The organism is Burkholderia sp. Se-20373, from assembly GCF_017104705.1.
In the GTDB taxonomy this organism is placed as follows: domain Bacteria; phylum Pseudomonadota; class Gammaproteobacteria; order Burkholderiales; family Burkholderiaceae; genus Burkholderia.
This window is the reverse complement of the sequence record NZ_JAAGPH010000021.1, coordinates 39,917-59,514: the sequence shown is the minus strand read 5'-3', so window position 1 is coordinate 59,514 and position 19,598 is coordinate 39,917. Positions and strand designations below refer to the sequence as shown.

Below are 19,598 nucleotides of genomic sequence, written 5' to 3'. Positions count from 1 at the left end.
TGTGTGTGGACGAATTAGTTCGTGGCCTCAGCGCGGCCGTAGTTGCGTTCGACGTAGTCGCTGACGATCTGTTGGAATTCCTCGGCGATCCGCTCACCGCGCAGCGTCTTGACCTTCTCGCCGTCGATGAAGACAGGCGCGGCCGGGTTCTCGCCCGAGCCCGGCAGGCTGATGCCGATGTTCGCGTGCTTCGATTCGCCCGGACCGTTGACGATGCAGCCCATCACCGCGACGTTCATTTTCTCGACGCCCGGATACGCCTTGCGCCAGACCGGCATCTGTTCGCGCAGGTAGGTCTGGATCTGCATCGCGAGTTCCTGGAACAGCGTGCTCGTCGTACGGCCGCAGCCCGGGCACGCGATCACCATCGGTGCGAACGAGCGCAGGCCCATCGTCTGCAGGATTTCCTGGCCGACGATCACTTCGCCCGTGCGCGACGCGCCCGGTTCCGGCGTCAGCGAGATGCGGATCGTGTCGCCGATCCCTTCCTGCAGCAGCACGCCGAGTGCAGCCGTCGACGCGACGATGCCCTTCGAGCCCATGCCGGCCTCGGTCAGCCCGAGGTGCAGCGCGAAGCCGCAGCGGCGGCTGAGTTCGCGGTACACGGCGATCAGATCCTGCACGCCGCTGACCTTGCACGACAGAATGATGCGGTCGCGGCCGAGACCGAGTTCGACCGCACGCTCGGCCGAGCCGATCGCCGACTGGATCAGCGCCTCGTACATCACGCTCTGCGCATCCCACGGCTGCGAACGCGCGCCGTTCTCGTCCATCATGCGCGCGAGCAGGTCCTGGTCGAGGCTGCCCCAGTTCACGCCGATCCGCACCGGCTTGTCGTACTTGGCCGCCGCCTCGATCATCTGCGCGAACTGCGTATCGCGCTTCGCACCCTGGCCGACGTTGCCCGGGTTGATCCGGTACTTCGACAGCGACTCGGCGCAGCCCGGGTAGTCACGCAGCAGCAGGTGGCCGTTGTAGTGGAAATCGCCGACGAGCGGCACGGTTACGCCCATGCGATCGAGCTGCTCGCGGATCGCCGGCACGGCGGCCGCGGCCTCCGGCGTGTTGACCGTGATGCGCACCAGTTCGGAGCCCGCGTTCGCGAGTTCCTTGATCTGGATTGCCGTGCCGATCGCGTCGGCCGTGTCGGTATTCGTCATCGACTGCACGCGCACCGGCGCGTCGCCGCCGATCGTCACGAGCTGCCCGCCCCAGCGGACATCCACCGCATGCGATACGCGGCGCGGCTGGTGCCCGCCGAACACCGGCTCGGTTGAACAAATCTGACTGCTGCGTGGGGATTGAGCTTCGGATTGCATCGATAGATCCATTTACGCGGAATGCGCCGCGACGCGGCGCATGAATTGAAAAAGCGCCGTGCCCTCGCGGCCTGTCGATATCGACGACAGGCCTTCGCCACGGCGCTTGACGTCAGGGCAACGTGAACCGCGCCACGTTACCCCGCGCTGCCGAATATTTTGCCGGATCGACAGGTTTCCCGTCGAACGCGATCGCGTCGAGGCCCGCCTTGTTGCCGATCGTGACCTTGAACGGGCCATCGCCGGCGACCTGCTTCGCCTCGCCGCCGTGCACGAGCCCGGAGAACAGCTCCTTGCCGCTCTTGTCGCGCACGCTAAACCAGCTGTCCTGCTTGACCTTCAGTTCGATCAGCGACTGGCCTGCCGCGACCACGACGCTCGCCGGCTGGGCCGGCACGGCGGCGCTTGCCGCCGTCGTTGCCACGACGGGCTGCGATGCGGCTGCCGTCACGACGGGCGCCACGGGCGCCGGCGCCGGAGCAGCCGACGCAACGGCCGGGGCCGGGGCTGCAGACGCAACAGCCGGGGCCGGAACCTCATTCGCGACGACGGCAGACGCTCCGCTCGAGGCCGCCTCGTCGACGGAAGACGACGATGCCGCCGGCGCGCTCGCGGCCGACGCATGCTCGGCATCGCCGCTCTTGAAGCGCGCGAGCAGGCTCGACGAATCGCCGCCAGTGTGCCACATCAGTACGGCAACCACCGCGACGACGACGATCCCCGTGCCCCAGAGCCACGGGTGATGCCGCGACGACCCGCCCAGCGGAATCGACACGCGACCGCGCGGCAGATCCGTCCCCGACGACGCGGGCATCGACAGGTCGACTTCCGGCACCCCGCGCTCGCGGCGCAACGCCTGCGCGAACGGTTCCGGATCGACGCCGAGCATCTTCGCGTAGCTGCGCACGACACCGAGCGCGAACGTCACGCCGGGCAAATGGCTGATGTCACCGGCCTCGAGTGCCCGCAGCTTCTGCGGTGCGACCTTGAGTCGCGCCGACACGTCGTCGACGGTCCAACCCCTCGCCTCCCGAAGCTGCGCCAGTCGGCTGCCGACTGCCGCAAGCGATTCCAACCCTGCCGGTGCCGGCTTCGCGCCATTCGTCTCTGCGCCGTTAGACGGCTGCGGCTCACTCATCCTTGTCCTCGCGTCGATTCTTCTTCACTGGCGGCCGCCGCCGGTTCCCGCCGGCCGGCACCCGCAACTGTCCATACCATGCGCGACGCCGAGGCGCCGCGACCGATCGCTATTCGCGTGTTGTACCGCTCAAAGACCCTGGCATCCCCGGCCAGACATCCCTGTCAAATCGCCCGAACTTCGATGATTTTTCCTGCTGCGCCCGTCCGTTCCGCGAGCCGCGTGCGGTCCTTCACTGCGCCGGCCAGCTGACCGCACGCGGCATCGATGTCGTCGCCGCGCGTCTTGCGCACGGTCGTGACGACACCCGCGTCGATGAGGACCTGTGCAAAGCGCTTGATCTGCTCCGGCTTCGAGCGGATGAGGCCCGATTCCGGAAACGGATTGAACGGGATCAGATTGAACTTGCACGGCACGTCGCGTGTGACGGCCAGCAGTTCACGTGCATGCGCTTCGGTGTCGTTGACGCCGTCCAGCATGCAGTATTCGAAAGTAATGAAGTCGCGCGGTGCGACTTTCAGATAACGCTGGCAAGCCGCCATCAGCTCGCGCAGCGGATACTTCTTGTTGAGCGGCACCAGCTCGTCGCGCAGCGGATCGTTCGGCGCGTGCAGCGACACGGCCAGCGCGACCGGCAGTTCGGCGCCGAGGCGGTCCATCATCGGCACCACGCCGGACGTCGACAGCGTGACGCGGCGGCGCGACAGACCATACGCGTTGTCGTCGAGCATCAGCCGCATCGCCGGCACGACCGCGCTGTAATTCAGCAGCGGCTCGCCCATGCCCATCATCACCACGTTGGTGACGACCCGTTCGGCCTTGCCGTTCGGGCCGGGCGCGCGGCCCAAGGACGCTCGCAATGCAAATTCGGCCATCCGGAGCTGGCCGATGATTTCGGCTGTCGACAGATTGCGGGAAAAGCCCTGCTTGCCCGTCGAGCAGAAGCGGCAGTTGACCGCACACCCGGCCTGCGACGACACGCACAGCGTGCCACGCGTCTCTTCCGGGATGAACACGGTTTCGACCGCATTGCCGTTTCCGACATCGATCAGCCACTTGCGCGTGCCGTCGGTGGAAACGTGATCGCTGGCGATCTCGGGCATGCCGATCGACGCGCGGCCCTTGAGTTTTTCTCTCAAGGACTTCGCCAGATCGGTCATGCCGTCGAAGTCGCCAGCGTTGTACTGGTGGATCCAGCGCTGCAACTGCTTGGCGCGGAACGGCTTCTCGCCGAGGCTGCCGCAGTACGCGACAAGACCCTCGGCATCGAAGTCGAGAAGATTGACGGTAGTTTCGCTCGTCATGATGTGCCGCCTTGCCGCGTGCGCTGAATCCTGCCTACTTGCTGCCAGCCAGGGCTTAGCGCGAGTAAACGTTCATTTCCGGGAAGAAGAACGCGACTTCGACCGCTGCCGTTTCAGCAGCGTCCGAGCCGTGCACGGCGTTCGCGTCGATGCTGTCGGCGAAGTCGGCGCGGATCGTGCCCTTTTCTGCCTTCTTCGGATCCGTTGCGCCCATCAGGTCGCGGTTCTTCAGGATCGCGCCTTCACCTTCCAGAACCTGGATCATCACCGGGCCCGAGATCATGAAATCGACGAGGTCCTTGAAGAACGGACGCGCTGCGTGAACCGCGTAGAACTTCTCTGCGTCAGCACGCGACAGGTGCGCCATGCGCGATGCGACGATCTTCAGGCCGGCGCCTTCGAAACGGCTGTAGATCTGGCCGATCACGTTCTTTGCCACCGCATCCGGCTTGATGATCGACAGGGTGCGCTCGATTGCCATAAAAACTCCAAAAAATTAAGAAGTTACAGGTTCAAATGAATCCGCTATTGTAGCACGATCCCGTGTATCATTGCGATTGAACCCTTACACACGTGAAAGGTTCCGAATCCATATGTTTTGTGCTGCCTGGCCATTGAAACCTCCCGGCACGGAACGTATCTTAGCCATAGCTGCTCCGGTTTGCTGCGCCGCACACCGCGTGTGCCGAACCGGCCCCGGACGCCCACGCGTTCAATGTTAGGAGAAACCATGAACGACTATCCGTACAATTTCGGCCGCGGCGGTTCCGTCAGCACCGCCGAGGTTCGCAACCGCGTGCTGCGGAACACGTACTGGCTGCTCGCGCTGTCGATGGTGCCGACCGTGCTGGGCGCCTGGGTCGGCGTCGCGACGGGCTTCTCGCTGTTCGCGGCCACGAGCCCGATGATGAGCCTGCTCGCGTTCTTCGCGATCGCGTTCGGCTTCATGTTCGCGATCGAGCGGACCAAAAACAGCGCGGCCGGCGTATTCGTGCTGCTCGGCTTCACGTTCTTCATGGGCCTGATGCTGTCGCGGCTGCTGAGCTTCATCCTCGGCTTCTCGAACGGCCCGTCGTTGATCATGCTCGCGTTCGGCGGCACCGGCATCATCTTCGCCGCGATGGCGACGATCGCCACCGTCAGCAAGCGTGACTTCTCGGGGCTCGGCAAGTGGCTGTTCATGGGCGTGATCGTGATCCTGCTCGCCTCGGTCGCGAACATCTTCCTTCAACTCCCGGCGCTGATGCTCACCGTGTCGGTACTCGCGATCGCGATCTTCTCCGCCTACATGCTGTTCGACGTCCAGCGCGTCGTGAATGGCGGCGAGACGAACTACATCTCGGCAACGCTCGCGATCTACCTCGACCTGTACAACGTGTTCACGAACCTGCTCGCACTGCTCGGCATCTTCGGTGGCAACCGCAACTGACGTTCGCTACACCCCATGAAAAAACCGGCCCGCGGGCCGGTTTTTTTACGTCCGCCGCCTGACTCAGTCGCGCTCGAACAGCGCGATCGATTCGACGTGCGACGTATTCGGGAACATGTTCACGACACCGGCGCCCTTCAGGCGGTAGCCGGCCTCGTGCACGAGCAGGCCCGCGTCGCGCGCCAGCGTCGACGGGTTGCACGACACGTAGACGATGCGCTTCGGCAGCGGACCTTCGCCGCTCTGCGCGATCTCGGCCAGCGCCTTCGACACCGCGAGCGCGCCTTCGCGCGGCGGATCGATCAGGAACTTGTCGAATGCGCCGAGCGCACGCATGTCGTCGCCCGTTACTTCGAACAGGTTCCGGCATGCGAACGTCGTGTGGCCGTCGACACCGTTCTCGCGCGCATTCGCCAGCGCGCGCGTCGTCAGCGTATCGCTGCCTTCGATGCCCATCACCTCGCGCGACAGGCGCGCGAGCGGCAGCGTGAAGTTGCCGATCCCGCAGAACAGGTCGAGCACACGGTCGTCGCGCGACGGCGCGAGCAGACGCAGCGCACGGCCCACCAGCACGCGGTTGATCTGATGGTTGACCTGCGTGAAGTCGGTCGGCTTGAACGGCATGCGGATGCCGAATTCCGGCAGCGTGTAGTCGAGCGACACGTCGAGCGGATAGAACGGCGTCACCGTGTCCGGCCCTTTCGGCTGCAGCCAGAACTGCACCTTGTGCTCGTCCGCGAACGCGCGCAGCAGCGCTTCGTCGTCCGCGTTGATCGGCTCCAGCACGCGCAGCACGAGCGCCGTGACTTCCGAACCGACCGCGAGTTCGATCTGCGGCATCCGATCGCGGATCGACAGCCCCTCGACCAGCCGGCGCAGCGGCACGAGCATCGCCGACACGTGCGGCGGCAGCACCTCGCAGCTCGTCATGTCGGCGACGTAGCTGCTCTTCTTCTCGTGGAACCCGACCAGCACGCCGCCCTTCTTCGCGACGTTGCGCACGGTCAGGCGCGCGCGGTAGCGATAACCCCACGACGGGCCGTGAATCGGCGCGAACATCGTTTCCGCGCGCAGCTTCGCCAGATGCCACAGGTTGTCTTCGAGCACGCGCTGCTTGACCGCCACCTGCGCACGCATGTCGAGATGCTGCATCGAGCAGCCGCCGCAGGTGCCGAAGAACGCGCATTTCGGCTTCGTGCGCATCACGCTCGGGCGCAGAATGTCGACGACCGTCGCCTGCTCGTAGCTCGGCTTGCGGCGGAAGCTCGAGTAGGTCACACGCTCGCCCGGCAGCGCGCCCTCGACGAAGATGACCTTGCCCGGCTCGCCGTCCTCGGTGATCGTGCGGCCGACACCGCGCGCTTCCATGTCGAGCGATTCGATCTCGAGGACCGGGGCGATTCCAGGCGCGACGGGCGCGTTTCTTGATTTGCGCGCAGAAGTGGGGACGGCTTCGGACACCAGCTTTTCCTGACAAACGTTGAAGAAGGCGAGATTGTAGACGACGCAGGCCCGCATCGCCCGCTTTGCATGCGGCAAGGGTCGATACTTAAGCATAGATGGCCCGGCATTGCGCCGGAACGGCCAGACAGGCGCGCCCGAGAGCACCAGCAGGCGCGTGGCCCGTGGCGCCGACTCAGGAACCGCCCTGGCCCGAGATCCGCCCCGCAGGAGATTCGACCATGCAACTGATCGACTGGAACATCCAATGGGGTCGGGACGCGGACGGCGACGTCGATCTTTCGCGCACCGTCGCAGCGATCCGCGTGCTCGGCGACTTCGACGTGCTGTGCCTGCAGGAAGTCACGCGCGGCTTTGGCGCACTGCCTGGCCGGCCCGGCGCCGACCAGTTCGCCGAACTCGCGGCGCTGCTGCCCGGATATACGATCGTCGACGCGATCGGTGCCGACTTGCCGCCCATTGAAACCGGCGCACCACGCCGCCAGTTCGGCAACGCAATCGCGACCCGGCTGCCGGTCGGACGCGTGCTCCGCCAGTTGCTGCCGTGGCCGGCCGACGCCGGCGCGCCGTCGATGCCGCGCGTCGCGCTCGACGTCGAGTTGCGGACGCCCTTCGGGCCACTGCGGGTGGTCACCACGCATCTGGAATATTATTCGGCGCGCCAGCGGCGCGCCCAGGTCGACGCATTGCGCGACCGGCACCGCGAGGCCTGCGCGCACGCGGCACGACCGGCGCCCGCCGAAACAGCCGAGGGGCCGTTCAGCGCAACCGGCCAGCCATGCGATGCGATCGTCTGCGGCGACTTCAACAGCGCGTTCGGCAGCGACGCCTATTGCCGACTCATGGAGCCGATCTCGGACGCGCCGTGCTTCATCGACGCATGGGTCGCTCGGCACCCAGGCCGCAGGCCACCGCCGACGGCGGGTGTCTACGATACGGTGCAATGGCCGGAAGGGCCGCTCGCGTGCGACTTCGTGTTCGTGACCGATACGCTGCTGCCGCGCATCACGCGCTGCGAGATCGACGGCGACGTGCGCGCGTCCGATCACCAGCCGGTGCTGCTCGAACTGGCATGATCGCGCCGCCGACCACAGCGCACCTCGCCCGCGCTATGCGCCGAAACCGGCCAGGTATTCGGCCCAGTGCGACGCAGGCTCCTGTGCAAGCGAGTTCTTCACGAGCAGGATCTCGTCCGCATACTCGCTCGGCGTGAGGCCGCCGCGCATCAACTGGAACCGGCAGTACAGCAGGTAGGTATTGACGACGTCGGTTTCGCAATAATTGCGGATTTCCTCGATTCGCCCGGCCTGGAACGCCGGCCACACCTGGCTGCCGTCCATGCCGAGCTTGCCCGGAAAGCCGCACATCTTCGCGAGCGCGTCGAGCGGCGCATTCGCGCGCGCCTGATACATCGCGAGCACATCCATCAGGTCGGTATGCCGCGAGTGGTAGCGCGAGATGTAGTTGTTCCACTTGAAATCGCGGTCGTCCTCGCCGAGATCCCAGTAGCGGCTCGCGGGGATGCCGTGCACGAGCGCGCGGTAATGGAGCACCGGCAAATCGAAGCCGCCGCCGTTCCACGACACGAGCTGCGGCGTGTATTTCTCGATCACGCGGTAGAACGACTGGATCAGCGTCGCTTCGTTGTCCTGCGGCGTGCCGAGCGAGCGCACACGAAAGCCGTTGTTGTCGCGGAACACGCAGGAAATCGCCGCGATGCGCTGCAGGTGATGCGGCAGGAAATCGCCGCCGGTCTTCTCGCGGCGGGCGGCGAATGCATGTTCGGCCACCGCGGCATCGTCGAGCGTCGCGGGCAGGTCTTCCAGACGGCGAATGCCGTCGACATCGGGAATCGTCTCGATGTCAAAAACAAGAATCGGAGTCATCAGTTACAGAACGGCGTCCTTGCGCACACCGTTGGAGGCGAAAAACCGCTTGAGGCGCACCAGCGCTTCCTGCTGGATCTGGCGCACGCGCTCGCGCGTGAGCCCCATCTCGTCGGCCAGCTCCTCGAGCGTTGCCGGTTCGATGTGGTTCAGGCCGAAGCGGCGCTCGATCACATGCCGATGCTTGTCGGACAGCCGCGACAGCCACGCGCGCGTCAGCGTCTCGAGCTCGCGGTGCTGAACCTCCGCGTCGGGCGACTGGCTCTGGTCGTCGGGCAGCAGGTCGAGCAGGCTGCTCGCGGGATCGAGGTCGAGCGGCGCGTCGAGCGACGCCGTGTGCTCGTTGAGCGCAAGGATGTCGGTGACTTCCTCGGCGGTCTTGCCGGTGAGATAGGCGATGTCGTCGATGCTGGCTTCGCGGCGCTCGGCCGCCTCGCCCGTCGACATCGAGTTCTTTTCGAGGTGGCGCTTCGCGCGCAGCACCTGGTTCAGTTCGCGGATCACGTGCACCGGCAGGCGCACCGTGCGGGCCTGGTTCATGATCGCGCGCTCAATGCTCTGCCGGATCCACCACGTCGCGTAGGTCGAGAAACGGAAACCGCGCGTCGGGTCGAATTTCTCGATGGCGTGCATCAGGCCGAGGTTGCCTTCCTCGATCAGGTCGAGCAACGGCACGCCACGGTTCAGATATCCCTTCGCGATGCTGACGACGAGACGCAGGTTGCGCTCGATCATCACCTGCCGCGCCTCGAATTCGCCGGCCTTGGCCAGACGCGAATAGCGCTGCTCCTCCTCGACGGTGAGCAGCGGCTTCACGCTGATGCGGTTCAGGTAATGCTGGATCGTGTCGGCCGTGAGCTCGGCCTGCAGCATCGTGCGGAAATCGTCGACATCGGGCGCCGCCTCGACACGGCCTTCGCGCTCGTCGTCGCCACCGTCCGCGTCGGCGTCGCGTGCCTCGAGGTCACGCTCGTTGTCCGCGACGTCGTCTTCGTCGTCCGTCGAAGCACCAGCTCGCCCCACCGATGCTTGCGTGGCTCGACTGATTTTCTCAGACTCGGCTTGCGGCTCGTGGCGCTTCGATTTCGGCATGGTCGTCTCGGTTATTGAGGCGGCAAATACTTCAGCGGATCGACAGGTTTACCCTGCCGGCGAACCTCGAAATGCAGCATCACGCGGTCGGAATCGCTGTTCCCCATCTCGGCGATCTTCTGCCCCTTCGTTACCGCGTCCCCCTCTTTTACCATCAAAGCGCGATTGTGTGCATACGCCGTGAGGTAAGTTGCATCGTGCTTGATGATAATGAGGTTGCCGTAGCCGCGCAGGCCATTGCCGGAGTAGACGACGCGACCGTCGGCCGCCGCCTTCACGGTCTCGCCGGCCGACCCGCCGATATTGACGCCCTTGTTCTTCGCGTCGTCGAAACCGTTCAGCACGGGACCGCGCGCGGGCCATGCGAACGTCACGGGGCCGCTCGGCGCGGCTGCCGTATCGCTCGATGCGGCTGCCGCGGCAGGCGGCGTCACGACCGACGACGTGCTGGCGGCCGGCGTTGCCGGGCCGCTGCTGAGCGGCGCGGTCGCAACGGCGGCGCCCGCAATCGGTGCGGCGACCTGCGTGCCCGCAACGGCGGCACCAGCCTGCGGCGAAACGCGCAGCAGCTGGTCGACTTCAATCTGATTCGGGTTCGCCAGGTTGTTCCACGCGGCGATGTCGCGATAGTTCTGCCCGTTTTCGAGTGCGATCCGGTACAGCGTGTCGCCCGGCTTCACCCGGTAGTAACCCGGCGGCGCCGGAGGAAGCGGCGCCGTGGGCTGCGCGGTGCCGGTCGTGCCGAGCGAACCGGAGCGATCGACGACGGGCGCGTTGTCGAGCCGCGTCGCACAGGCGGCCAGAAGCGTGGAGAACGCAGCTACGCAGATCGCCCGCTGGGCGAGCGTGAGCGGTTCCCTGGAACGGTTGTTTTGCATCGCGCGCAACATACTCATCGGTTTCAAATTACTCCGGATTTTAAAGGGACAAAGAAAACGCGATCAAGCCGTGACTCTCGCCATTGCGCGTGCGCAACGCGCTCGACGAGCGTGAGCACCTGGTACTGCCCACTCTGCGCGCCGACCGGCGCGACGAGCCGCCCGCCGATCGCGAGCTGCTCGAGCAGCGCCTGCGGCACGTCGAGCCCCGCCGCCGCGATCACGATCGCGTCGAACGGGGCTGCAGACGGCAAGCCGACACGCCCGTCGCCGTAGTGCAGACGGATGTTCGGCACGCGCAGCGGCCGCAGGTTCAGCTTCGCGCGCTCGTAGAGCGGCTTGATGCGTTCAATCGAATACACGTCGCGTGCCACGTGGCTCAGCACGGCGGCCTGATAGCCGCAGCCCGTGCCGATCTCGAGGACGCGCTCGAGCGTGCGGCCGGCCATCGCGAGCTCGATCATGCGCGCGACGACCGACGGCTTTGAAATGGTCTGCTGGTGGCCGATCGGCAATGCCGAATCCTCGTAGGCCTGCGTGGCGAGCCCCGGATCCACGAACATGTGTCGCGGCACCGCGGCCATCGCTTCCAGCACACGCGCGTCGGTCACACCGTTCGCGCGCAGCCGTTCGACCATCCGTTCGCGCACGCGTTCCGACGTCAGCGCGAACGCGCCGGCCGGCGCGACGCTCGGTGCAGCCGGCTTCGGCATCGCGGGCTTCAGTGCGGTCGGCTTCGGCGCGGTCGCGGGCTTCGCGGCGGTGGAGCCGGGCAAGGCAGATCGCGTCGCAGCAGGCTTCACCGCAACCGGTTTCAGCACGGCCGCAGGCTTGTCGGCGGCCTTTGATGCCGAGACCGCCGCATGGCGTTCGCCGGCCCGACCTTCCGACTTGCGTGGCGCTCGCTTGAGATCTTCGAGCGCGAGCGGGAACCGCTTCGCGCGCTCGCCGCTCATGAAGCCCGCCCTCCGGCGCGCGCCCATTCGCGCGTCGCGGGCAGCATCTGCGTGTGCGTGAGGTCCAGCTGCAGCGGCGTGATCGACACGAAACCGTTTGCCACTGCGTGAAAATCGGTGCCGTCGCTGGCGTCCAGCGCTTCGCCCGCCGCGCCGATCCAGTAGATCGGTTCGCCGCGCGGGTCGGTCTGGCGGATCACCGGCTGCGACGGATGACGCTTGCCGAGGCGCGTGACCTGCCAGCCTTTCAGTTCGTCGTACGGCAGGTTCGGAATATTGACGTTGAGCAGCGGCTGGCCCGGCAGCGGATGCGCGAGATAGTGCTCGACGATTTCCGCGGCGACGCGCGCGGCGTCCGCCAGATGGGCCCAGCCCTTGTCGACCAGCGAGAATGCGATGGCCGGCACGCCGAACATGATGCCTTCGGTGGCGGCCGCAACTGTCCCCGAATAGAGCGTGTCTTCGCCCATGTTCTGGCCGTTGTTGATCCCGGAAACGACGAGGTCCGGCCTGGCGTCGGCCATCCCCGTCAACGCGACGTGTACCGAATCGGTCGGCGTGCCGTTCACGTAGAAGAAACCCGTACTCGGCGCGCGCTGCACCGACAGCGGCCGCGACAGCGTGAGGGAATTCGACGCGCCGCTGCAGTTCTGCTCGGGCGCGATCACCGTGAGCTCGGCCAGCGGCTTCAGCGCGTCGCTGAGCGCGGCGAGACCGGGGGCGAGATAGCCGTCGTCGTTGCTGAGTAGGATTCGCATCCGGCGATTGTAACCGAGGAAAGATGGCGCGAGAGCGACAGTCCGGCGACTGCGGATCGACGGCTGCGGGCACCCGGACACGCTGCGCCGCCGCGTTGCGGCGCGGCGTTCCGCGTGCTCAGGAAAACGCCGCGCCGCCCCGGGTTCCCCCCCGCCAACGGGGCGCCCTGGCGGAATGCGCCATTCCGGGAGCCCGGCGCGAAGCGACAGGCCCGCAGGTGCTCAAATCGCGCCCGCTTCGCGCAGTGCGGCAATCGCCGGCGCGTCGTAGCCGAGGCCGCGCAGCACCTCGTCCGTATGCTCGCCGAGCTCGGGCCCGAGCCAGCGCGTTTCGCCCGGCGTGTCGGACAGCTTCGGCGTGATGTTCGGCAGCGGAATGTCGGTGCCGTCGGCCAGCTTGAAGCGCTGGATCATCTGCCGCGCGACGAACTGCGGATCGGTAAACATGTCGGCGGCGCTGTAGATGCGCCCGGCCGGCACGTCGGCCGCGTTGAGCACGACGAGTGCTTCTTCGATCGTGCGCGGCGCGAGCCACGCGGCAATCGCGTCGTCGATCTCCTGCGTGCGCGGCACGCGCCCGTCGTTTTGCGCGAGCGCGGGATCGTCCGCGAGGTCGTCGCGCTCGATCGCCTTCATCAGCCGCTTGAAGATCGGGTCGCTGTTGCCGCCGATCACGATGCTGCCGTCGCGGCACGCATACGTATTCGACGGCACGATGCCCGGCAGCGACGCGCCGGTGCGCTCGCGCACCATCCCGTACACGCCGTATTCGGGCACCACGCTTTCCATCATGTTGAAGACAGCTTCATACAGTGCAACGTCGACCACCTGCCCCGCACCGCCGTTGACCTTGCGGTGATGCAGCGCCATCAGCGCGCCGATCACGCCGTGCAGCGCGGCGATCGAATCGCCGATCGAGATGCCGATGCGCGGCGGCGGCAGGTCGGGATAGCCGGTGATGTGACGCAGCCCGCCCATCGATTCGGCGATCGCGCCGAAGCCGGGCCGGTCGCGGTACGGGCCGGTCTGCCCGTAACCGGACAGGCGCACCATCACGAGGCCCGGGTTCTCGGCCGACAGCACGTCGTAGCCGAGGCCGAGCTTTTCGAGCAGGCCCGGGCGGAAATTCTCGATCACGATGTCGGCCTCGCGCGCGAGCTGCCGCGCGATCGCCTTGCCGGCGTCAGCCTTCAGGTTGAGCGTGACCGATTTCTTGTTACGCGCCTGGACGGACCACCACAGCGACGTGCCGCCCTGCTCCGGATGGAGCTTGCGCCACTTGCGCAGCGGGTCGCCACCGTTCGGATCCTCGATCTTGATCACTTCCGCGCCGAATTCGGCGAACAGCCGTGACGCGAACGGCCCCGCGATCAGCGTTCCGAATTCGAGCACTTTGACGCCCGCGAGCGGGCCCTGGCTGGTGCTCATGTGTCTCCCTGGCATGAGGAACGGCGCCGCCGGCCGGCGGCGCCCGGATTACATCGTGCGGCGGTCGAGCATCGCGCGGGCGATGGTGCCCGCGTCGACGTATTCGAGCTCCCCGCCCACCGGCACGCCGCGCGCGAGGCGCGTGACCGCGAGCCCGCGCGCCTTCAGCGTCTGGCCGAGGTAGTGCGCGGTGGCTTCGCCTTCGTTCGTGAAATTGGTCGCGAGCACGACTTCCTTGACGACACCGTCGGACGCGCGCCGCACAAGACGGTCGAAATGGATTTCCTTCGGGCCGATCCCGTCGAGCGGGCTCAGCCGGCCCATCAGCACGAAATACAGCCCGCGGTAAGTCATCGTCTGCTCGAGCATGATCTGGTCGGCAGGCGTCTCGACGACGCACAGCAGCGTCGGATCACGCTCTTCGTCGCTGCAGACCTCGCAGATCTGCGCTTCGGTGAACGTGTTGCACTTCTCGCAGTGCTGCAAGTGCTCGGTCGCGAACAGCAGCGACCGGCCGAGCCGCTCCGCGCCCTCCCGATCGTGCTGCATCAGGTGGACCGCCATGCGCTGAGCGGATTTCGGCCCGACGCCGGGCAGCACGCGCAACGCTTCGACGAGCGCGGACAGGGCGGACGGCTGTTTCATACGGCAGCAAAAAGTGACACGGACGCTACGCTCAGAACGGCAGCTTGAAGCCCGGGGGCAACGGCAGGCCCGACGTCATGCCGCTCATCTTTTCCTGCGACGTCGCTTCGGCCTTGCGCACGGCGTCGTTGAACGCAGCCGCGACGAGATCCTCGAGCATGTCCTTGTCGTCCGCGAGCAGGCTCGGGTCGATCGACACGCGACGCACTTCGTTGCGGCACGTCATCGTCACCTTGACGAGGCCTGCGCCCGACTGCCCTTCGACTTCGATCAGCGCAAGCTGCTCCTGCATCTTCTTCATGTTTTCCTGCATTTGCTGCGCTTGCTTCATCAGTCCGGCGAGGTTGCCTTTCAACATGGGAAACTCCTTCTTGATCGTGTGAAAACCGGCACGCGGCGCGTGCCGGCCAATGTGTGGGCGTGATTGTGCCTGTCGCGGGGCGCTCAGTTCAATGCAGCGTCGGCGGCTGGCCGTCCGGCGCCGCGTCGGCGAGCGGGCGCACCGAACCCTCGACGATACGCGCACCGAAATCGCGCACGAGCTGCTGAACGAACGGATCGCCGTGAATCTCCTGCTCGGCCTCGCGCTGGCGTGCCGCGCGCGCGGCCGCATCGAGCGCCGCCGCCGTACGCCGTGCGGGCCCGACTTCGACGGCGACCTCGACCGGCTTGCCGAGCGCATCGGCCAGCGCGGCCTTCAGCTTCGCCACCTGCGCGGCGTCCGCATATTGCGGCACCGGCACGGAAAGTTTCAACGTCGTCGCATCGACCGCCGTCAGTTCACTGTTGAACGCGAGCTGGTACGCGACGCCCTTGAGCGGCAGCTGTGCGGCCAGCGCCGGCCATTCGCCGTCGAAACCGACCGGATCGAGTGCGATCGCGGGCGGCAACGGCCGAGTGTCGACCGGTGCGGACGGACGGGTTTCCGCCGGCTTCGGCGTGACGCGCACGTCGTCGGGGCCGCTATCGAACACCGGCACGAAGCCATCGTCGGGCGGGCCGCCGAACATTTCGTCGGCGCTGAGCGGCACGTAGTCGTCGGGCGGGATGTCCTCCCACGGCGGCGACGCCTGGCGCGAATCGGCCGCCTGCGGCGCACGGGCCGCAGCGCGCGGCGTCGGCACCTGGACGGCGGCGGGACGCGGCGCGGCCGGCTTCTCGGCGGCCGGCTGGGCTGCCGGTTTCACGGCGGCGGCGCCTGCGCGCCCGCGAGCGGACGACACGCGCATCCCCGCATTGCGCAGCACGTCGAGCGCGGCGGCGGCGCCTCCGGAACGTGCCGCCGGACGCTCGGCAGGCTCAGGCGGCGCAGCGCGCGGCATCGGTTCGGCCGACGCAGCCGGCTCGTCACTTCGCTGCGCAACGGCGGCAGGCGGCTCGGGTTCCTTGCGGACAGGCGTCGGGTGATCGCCGGCCGGTTCCGCCTGCGGTGCTGCAGCCGTCTGCGGCTGCGGCGTTTCGATGACTGGCGCGTCGACCGGGGCCGGCGCGGCTGCTTCGACGGCAGCCGGTTTCACGGCCGGCTGACCTGTTTCGTCGCCGGACTGCACCGGCGCCGCACGCACAACCGGTGCCGCGGGGGCTGCCGGGGCAATAGCCTGCGGCGGCCGCACTGCTTCGGCAGGTGCGGCCGATACCGGCTTCGCCGCAGCGGCCGATGCCGCCGCCACGCGCGGGCCCGGTACCGTACGCGGCGCGGACGGCTGGCCGACCGGCGCACTACCGGCGGCAACCGCCGGCTCGAACGCAAGCATCCGCAGCAGCGTCATCGTGAAACCGGCGTACTCATCCGGCGCCAGGCCGAGCTCGGCGCGACCGACCGTCGCGATCTGATAGAACAACTGGACCTGCTCGGGGCTCAGCGTCTCGGCGAAGCGGCGCAGGTCGCCCGCTTCGGGCCATTCGTCGAGCACCGAGCCCGGTGCGAACTGCGCCCACGCGATGCGATGCAGCAGGCTCGCAAGATCTTGCAGCGCGGTCGAGAACGACAGGCTGCGCAGCGACATCTCGTCGGCGATCGCGAGGATTTCCGGGCCGCCGCCCGCGGCGAGCGCGTCGAGCAGACGCACCATGTAAGTCTGGTCGAGCGCGCCGAGCATGCCCGACACGGCCGACTCGGTCACCTCGTTCGCCGAATAGGCGATCGCCTGGTCGGTGAGGGACAGCGCGTCGCGCATGCTGCCCTGCGCGGCGCGCGCGAGCAGGCGCAGCGCTTGCGGCTCGAACGTGATCTGCTCTTCGCCGAGGATCCGTTCCAGATGCGACACGATGTGCCCGGCCGGCATCTGCTTCAGGTTGAACTGCAGGCAGCGCGACAGCACGGTGACGGGGATTTTCTGCGGATCGGTGGTCGCGAGGATGAACTTGACGTGCGGCGGCGGCTCTTCGAGCGTCTTCAGCATCGCGTTGAACGCGTGATTCGTCAGCATGTGCACTTCGTCGATCATGTAGACCTTGAAGCGCGCATCGACGGGCGCGTACACCGCGCGCTCGAGCAGCGCGGCCATTTCGTCGACGCCGCGGTTGCTCGCGGCATCCATCTCGACGTAATCGACGAAACGCCCTTCGTCGATCTCGCGACAGGCGCGACACACGCCGCACGGCTGCGACGTGACGCCGGTTTCACAATTGAGTGCCTTGGCGAAGATCCGCGACAGCGTCGTCTTGCCGACACCGCGGGTTCCGGTAAACAGATAGGCGTGATGGAGACGCCCGCCGTCGAGCGCGTGCGTAAGCGCCCTGACGACGTGCTCCTGGCCGACGAGCGAAGCGAAATCCTTCGGACGCCACTTGCGTGCGAGAACTTGATAGGTCATCGGGAAATTGTATCAGTAACGCTGCGTCGCGCCGACACGCGAAACGGTGCGGAAGACAGGCAAACGCGCAGGGAAAACGGAGTGTGGTGCAGAAATAAAAAACGCCCGGCGAACGGGGCGAGAGGGAAGGTGACGAGCCCAACCCTCGGCACTGGCGGAAAACGATTGTGGCTGCTTCGTTCCCGACCTGACCAGGTTCACCGCCCCACCATGCGAGGAGGCCCGTCACGGCATATTCTATCACCGCTTCCGGACGAATGCGAACGTTTGTTCGCACCAATGCGATATGACCGGACAAACCGACGCGCACCGGGCCACGAAGCTCACCCGACGCGAATGGCCTGCGCGCCCACCCCTTGTAATTGGCGGGCCAGCCTCCACCTGCTGGACACAACGGTCGAACGTCGCGTCGTACCCCTACTCGCGTAGCGGCTACTATCGCCGCCCGCAGCAGATAGCAATTTAGGCTAATATGACGCCCGAACGACCCGCGAGCCGCGGCATGCAGCGCTTACACCCCTCCTTTCCGGAGAGCGGAGTGACCTGCCGCAGCGGCCGGCCGCCCACGGCAGCCGGTACGCCGCAACGCGCAAGCAGGCAGTCCCCGAACCGTAAGAGGTATTGACCCAATGAGCGAACAGATCAAACACATCAGCGACGCATCGTTCGAACAGGACGTCGTCAAATCCGACAAGCCCGTGCTCGTCGATTTCTGGGCCGAATGGTGCGGCCCGTGCAAAATGATCGCCCCGATCCTGGACGAAGTCGCGAAGGACTACGGCGACAAGCTGCAGATCGCAAAGATCAACGTCGACGACAACCAGGCAACGCCTGCGAAGTTCGGCGTGCGCGGCATCCCGACGCTGATCCTGTTCAAGAACGGCGCAGCCGCCGCGCAGAAGGTCGGCGCGCTGTCGAAGTCGCAGCTCACCGCATTCCTGGACAGCCACCTGTAATACAGGCAGTTCCGCGGACGTGTTGTCAACCGGCAACACGTCCGTCGACAAGCCGCCGATCGCTCGCTCAAGCGCGAATCGGCCTATGCTAGAATTAAAAAACGTCTACAAGACGCATTTAAGTCTCTGAGCGCTTCCGCTCGCCCTCCTCCCTTTATTTCTTTCGTCGTCTCCTCCCTGGCGGGTTCTCCGTATGCATTTATCCGAGCTCAAGTCTCTGCACGTCTCCGAACTGATCGAAATGGCCAATGGCCTGGAGATCGAAAACGCGAACCGCCTGCGCAAGCAGGAGTTGATGTTCGCCATTCTCAAAAAGCGCGCCAAGACGGGTGAGACGATCTTCGGCGACGGTACGCTCGAAGTGCTGCCGGACGGTTTCGGCTTCCTGCGCTCGCCGGAAATGTCGTACCTCGCGAGCACCGACGACATCTACATCAGCCCGTCGCAGATCCGCCGCTTCAACCTGCACACCGGCGACACCATCGAAGGTGAAGTCCGCACGCCGAAGGACGGCGAGCGCTACTTCGCGCTGGTGAAGGTCGACAAAGTCAACGGGCAGCCGCCCGAGGCCTCGAAACACAAGATCATGTTCGAGAACCTCACGCCGCTGCACCCGAACAAGCCGCTGTCGCTCGAACGCGAAATGCGCGGCGAGGAAAACGTCACGGGCCGCATCATCGACATGATCGCGCCGATCGGCAAGGGCCAGCGCGGCCTGCTCGTCGCGTCGCCGAAGTCGGGCAAGACCGTGATGCTCCAGCACATCGCACACGCGATCAAGCAGAACCACCCGGACGTGATCCTGTTCGTGCTGCTGATCGACGAGCGCCCTGAAGAAGTGACCGAAATGCAGCGCTCGGTCGCCGGCGAAGTGATCGCATCGACGTTCGACGAACCGGCCACGCGCCACGTCCAGGTCGCCGAAATGGTGATCGAGAAGGCCAAGCGCCTCGTCGAAATGAAGCACGACGTCGTGATTCTGCTCGACTCGATCACGCGTCTCGCACGCGCATACAACACCGTGATCCCGGCATCGGGCAAGGTGCTGACGGGTGGTGTCGACGCGAACGCACTGCAACGTCCGAAGCGCTTCTTCGGCGCGGCGCGCAACATCGAGGAAGGCGGTTCGCTGACGATCATCGGCACCGCGCTGATCGAAACCGGCAGCCGCATGGACGACGTGATCTACGAAGAGTTCAAGGGCACCGGCAACATGGAAGTGCACCTCGAGCGCCGTCTCGCGGAAAAGCGCGTGTATCCGTCGATCAACCTGAACAAGTCGGGCACGCGTCGCGAAGAAATGCTGATCAAGCCCGAGATCCTTCAGAAGATCTGGGTGCTGCGCAAGTTCATCCACGACATGGACGAAGTCGAAGCGATGGAATTCCTGCTCGACAAGATCCGCCAGACGAAGAGCAACTCCGAGTTCTTCGACCTGATGCGCCGCGGCGGCTGATCACCGTCGCCCCGCGCCCCAAAAACGGCCGCCCGCGCATCCTGCCCGGCGGCCGTTTTTCGGCGCCAACCTGAAC

The 19,598-nt window shown here is 66.2% G+C and carries 18 protein-coding genes and 1 other RNA gene; 4 read left to right on the top strand and 15 right to left on the bottom strand.

All coding sequences use genetic code 11. From position 1 onward, the window contains the following. Window positions 1–14: 14 nt before the first annotated feature. The 4 genes from ispG to ndk form a co-directional block, all read right to left on the bottom strand. Entirely contained in the window at window positions 15–1,319 is a 1,305-nt protein-coding gene (ispG, locus tag G3N96_RS10430) for a flavodoxin-dependent (E)-4-hydroxy-3-methylbut-2-enyl-diphosphate synthase (protein ID WP_124583605.1), read from the bottom strand. A 112-nt stretch (window positions 1,320–1,431) separates the two neighbouring features. After that, window positions 1,432–2,457, bottom strand: a complete 1,026-nt coding sequence (locus tag G3N96_RS10425) for a helix-turn-helix domain-containing protein (protein ID WP_206137137.1) — start codon at window positions 2,455–2,457, stop codon at window positions 1,432–1,434. Between the two features lie 164 nt (window positions 2,458–2,621). Beyond that, a complete protein-coding gene (gene rlmN / locus G3N96_RS10420; protein WP_011352264.1) occupies window positions 2,622–3,761 on the bottom strand; it encodes a 23S rRNA (adenine(2503)-C(2))-methyltransferase RlmN in 1,140 nt (379 codons plus the stop codon). Window positions 3,762–3,816: 55 nt separating this feature from the next. After that, the gene (gene ndk, locus G3N96_RS10415) at window positions 3,817–4,242 is read right to left on the bottom strand and encodes a nucleoside-diphosphate kinase (protein ID WP_011352265.1); all 426 of its coding nucleotides are present in this window, start codon (window positions 4,240–4,242) and stop codon (window positions 3,817–3,819) included. 249 nt (window positions 4,243–4,491) lie between these two features. On the opposite strand from ndk, the gene G3N96_RS10410 reads away from it, so the two are divergent. Beyond that, entirely contained in the window at window positions 4,492–5,190 is a 699-nt protein-coding gene (locus tag G3N96_RS10410) for a Bax inhibitor-1/YccA family protein (protein ID WP_006761414.1), read from the top strand. Between the two features lie 63 nt (window positions 5,191–5,253). Here the strand turns inward: G3N96_RS10410 and rlmD are convergent, their stop codons facing one another. Continuing rightward, window positions 5,254–6,651 carry a 23S rRNA (uracil(1939)-C(5))-methyltransferase RlmD gene (gene rlmD, locus G3N96_RS10405; protein WP_083265946.1) on the bottom strand — a complete coding sequence of 466 codons (1,398 nt, stop codon included), beginning with the start codon at window positions 6,649–6,651 and terminating at the stop codon, window positions 5,254–5,256. 221 nt (window positions 6,652–6,872) lie between these two features. Between rlmD and G3N96_RS10400 the strand changes: the two genes are divergently transcribed. After that, complete coding sequence (locus G3N96_RS10400) at window positions 6,873–7,727, top strand: endonuclease/exonuclease/phosphatase family protein (RefSeq protein WP_206137141.1); 855 nt, start codon at window positions 6,873–6,875, stop codon at window positions 7,725–7,727. Between the two features lie 33 nt (window positions 7,728–7,760). Here G3N96_RS10400 and G3N96_RS10395 read toward each other — a convergent pair whose 3' ends face one another. The 10 genes from G3N96_RS10395 to ffs form a co-directional block, all read right to left on the bottom strand. Further along, window positions 7,761–8,537, bottom strand: coding sequence for a 3'-5' exonuclease (locus G3N96_RS10395; protein ID WP_206137136.1), 777 nt, complete (start codon window positions 8,535–8,537; stop codon window positions 7,761–7,763). A gap of 3 nt (window positions 8,538–8,540) precedes the next feature. Continuing rightward, on the bottom strand, window positions 8,541–9,629 hold the full coding sequence (rpoS, locus tag G3N96_RS10390) for an RNA polymerase sigma factor RpoS (protein WP_089494987.1): 1,089 nt from the start codon (window positions 9,627–9,629) through the stop codon (window positions 8,541–8,543). Window positions 9,630–9,640: 11 nt separating this feature from the next. Beyond that, window positions 9,641–10,525 (bottom strand): peptidoglycan DD-metalloendopeptidase family protein, encoded by an 885-nt coding sequence (locus tag G3N96_RS10385; RefSeq protein WP_206137135.1) that lies wholly within the window; start codon window positions 10,523–10,525, stop codon window positions 9,641–9,643. A 5-nt stretch (window positions 10,526–10,530) separates the two neighbouring features. Then, the gene (locus G3N96_RS10380) at window positions 10,531–11,463 is read right to left on the bottom strand and encodes a protein-L-isoaspartate(D-aspartate) O-methyltransferase (protein ID WP_206137134.1); all 933 of its coding nucleotides are present in this window, start codon (window positions 11,461–11,463) and stop codon (window positions 10,531–10,533) included. Continuing rightward, window positions 11,460–12,221, bottom strand: coding sequence for a 5'/3'-nucleotidase SurE (gene surE, locus G3N96_RS10375; RefSeq protein ID WP_206137133.1), 762 nt, complete (start codon window positions 12,219–12,221; stop codon window positions 11,460–11,462). Before surE ends, G3N96_RS10380 begins: the two co-directional genes overlap by 4 nt. A 222-nt stretch (window positions 12,222–12,443) precedes the next feature. Further along, entirely contained in the window at window positions 12,444–13,649 is a 1,206-nt protein-coding gene (locus G3N96_RS10370) for a CaiB/BaiF CoA-transferase family protein (protein ID WP_206137132.1), read from the bottom strand. Window positions 13,650–13,697: 48 nt separating this feature from the next. Continuing rightward, a complete protein-coding gene (gene recR / locus G3N96_RS10365; RefSeq protein ID WP_006478665.1) occupies window positions 13,698–14,294 on the bottom strand; it encodes a recombination mediator RecR in 597 nt (198 codons plus the stop codon). 31 nt (window positions 14,295–14,325) lie between these two features. Continuing rightward, on the bottom strand, window positions 14,326–14,652 hold the full coding sequence (locus G3N96_RS10360; RefSeq protein WP_006482124.1) for a YbaB/EbfC family nucleoid-associated protein: 327 nt from the start codon (window positions 14,650–14,652) through the stop codon (window positions 14,326–14,328). Between the two features lie 91 nt (window positions 14,653–14,743). After that, window positions 14,744–17,110 carry a DNA polymerase III subunit gamma/tau gene (locus G3N96_RS10355; protein WP_206137131.1) on the bottom strand — a complete coding sequence of 789 codons (2,367 nt, stop codon included), beginning with the start codon at window positions 17,108–17,110 and terminating at the stop codon, window positions 14,744–14,746. A 128-nt stretch (window positions 17,111–17,238) separates the two neighbouring features. Then, window positions 17,239–17,337: signal recognition particle sRNA small type (gene ffs, locus G3N96_RS10350), an RNA gene on the bottom strand. A 402-nt stretch (window positions 17,338–17,739) separates the two neighbouring features. On the opposite strand from ffs, the gene trxA reads away from it, so the two are divergent. Both trxA and rho read left to right on the top strand, forming a co-directional pair. Continuing rightward, window positions 17,740–18,066, top strand: coding sequence for a thioredoxin TrxA (gene trxA / locus G3N96_RS10345; protein ID WP_006402348.1), 327 nt, complete (start codon window positions 17,740–17,742; stop codon window positions 18,064–18,066). A 193-nt stretch (window positions 18,067–18,259) separates the two neighbouring features. Beyond that, a complete protein-coding gene (gene rho, locus G3N96_RS10340; protein ID WP_006478662.1) occupies window positions 18,260–19,522 on the top strand; it encodes a transcription termination factor Rho in 1,263 nt (420 codons plus the stop codon). Window positions 19,523–19,598: the final 76 nt, after the last annotated feature.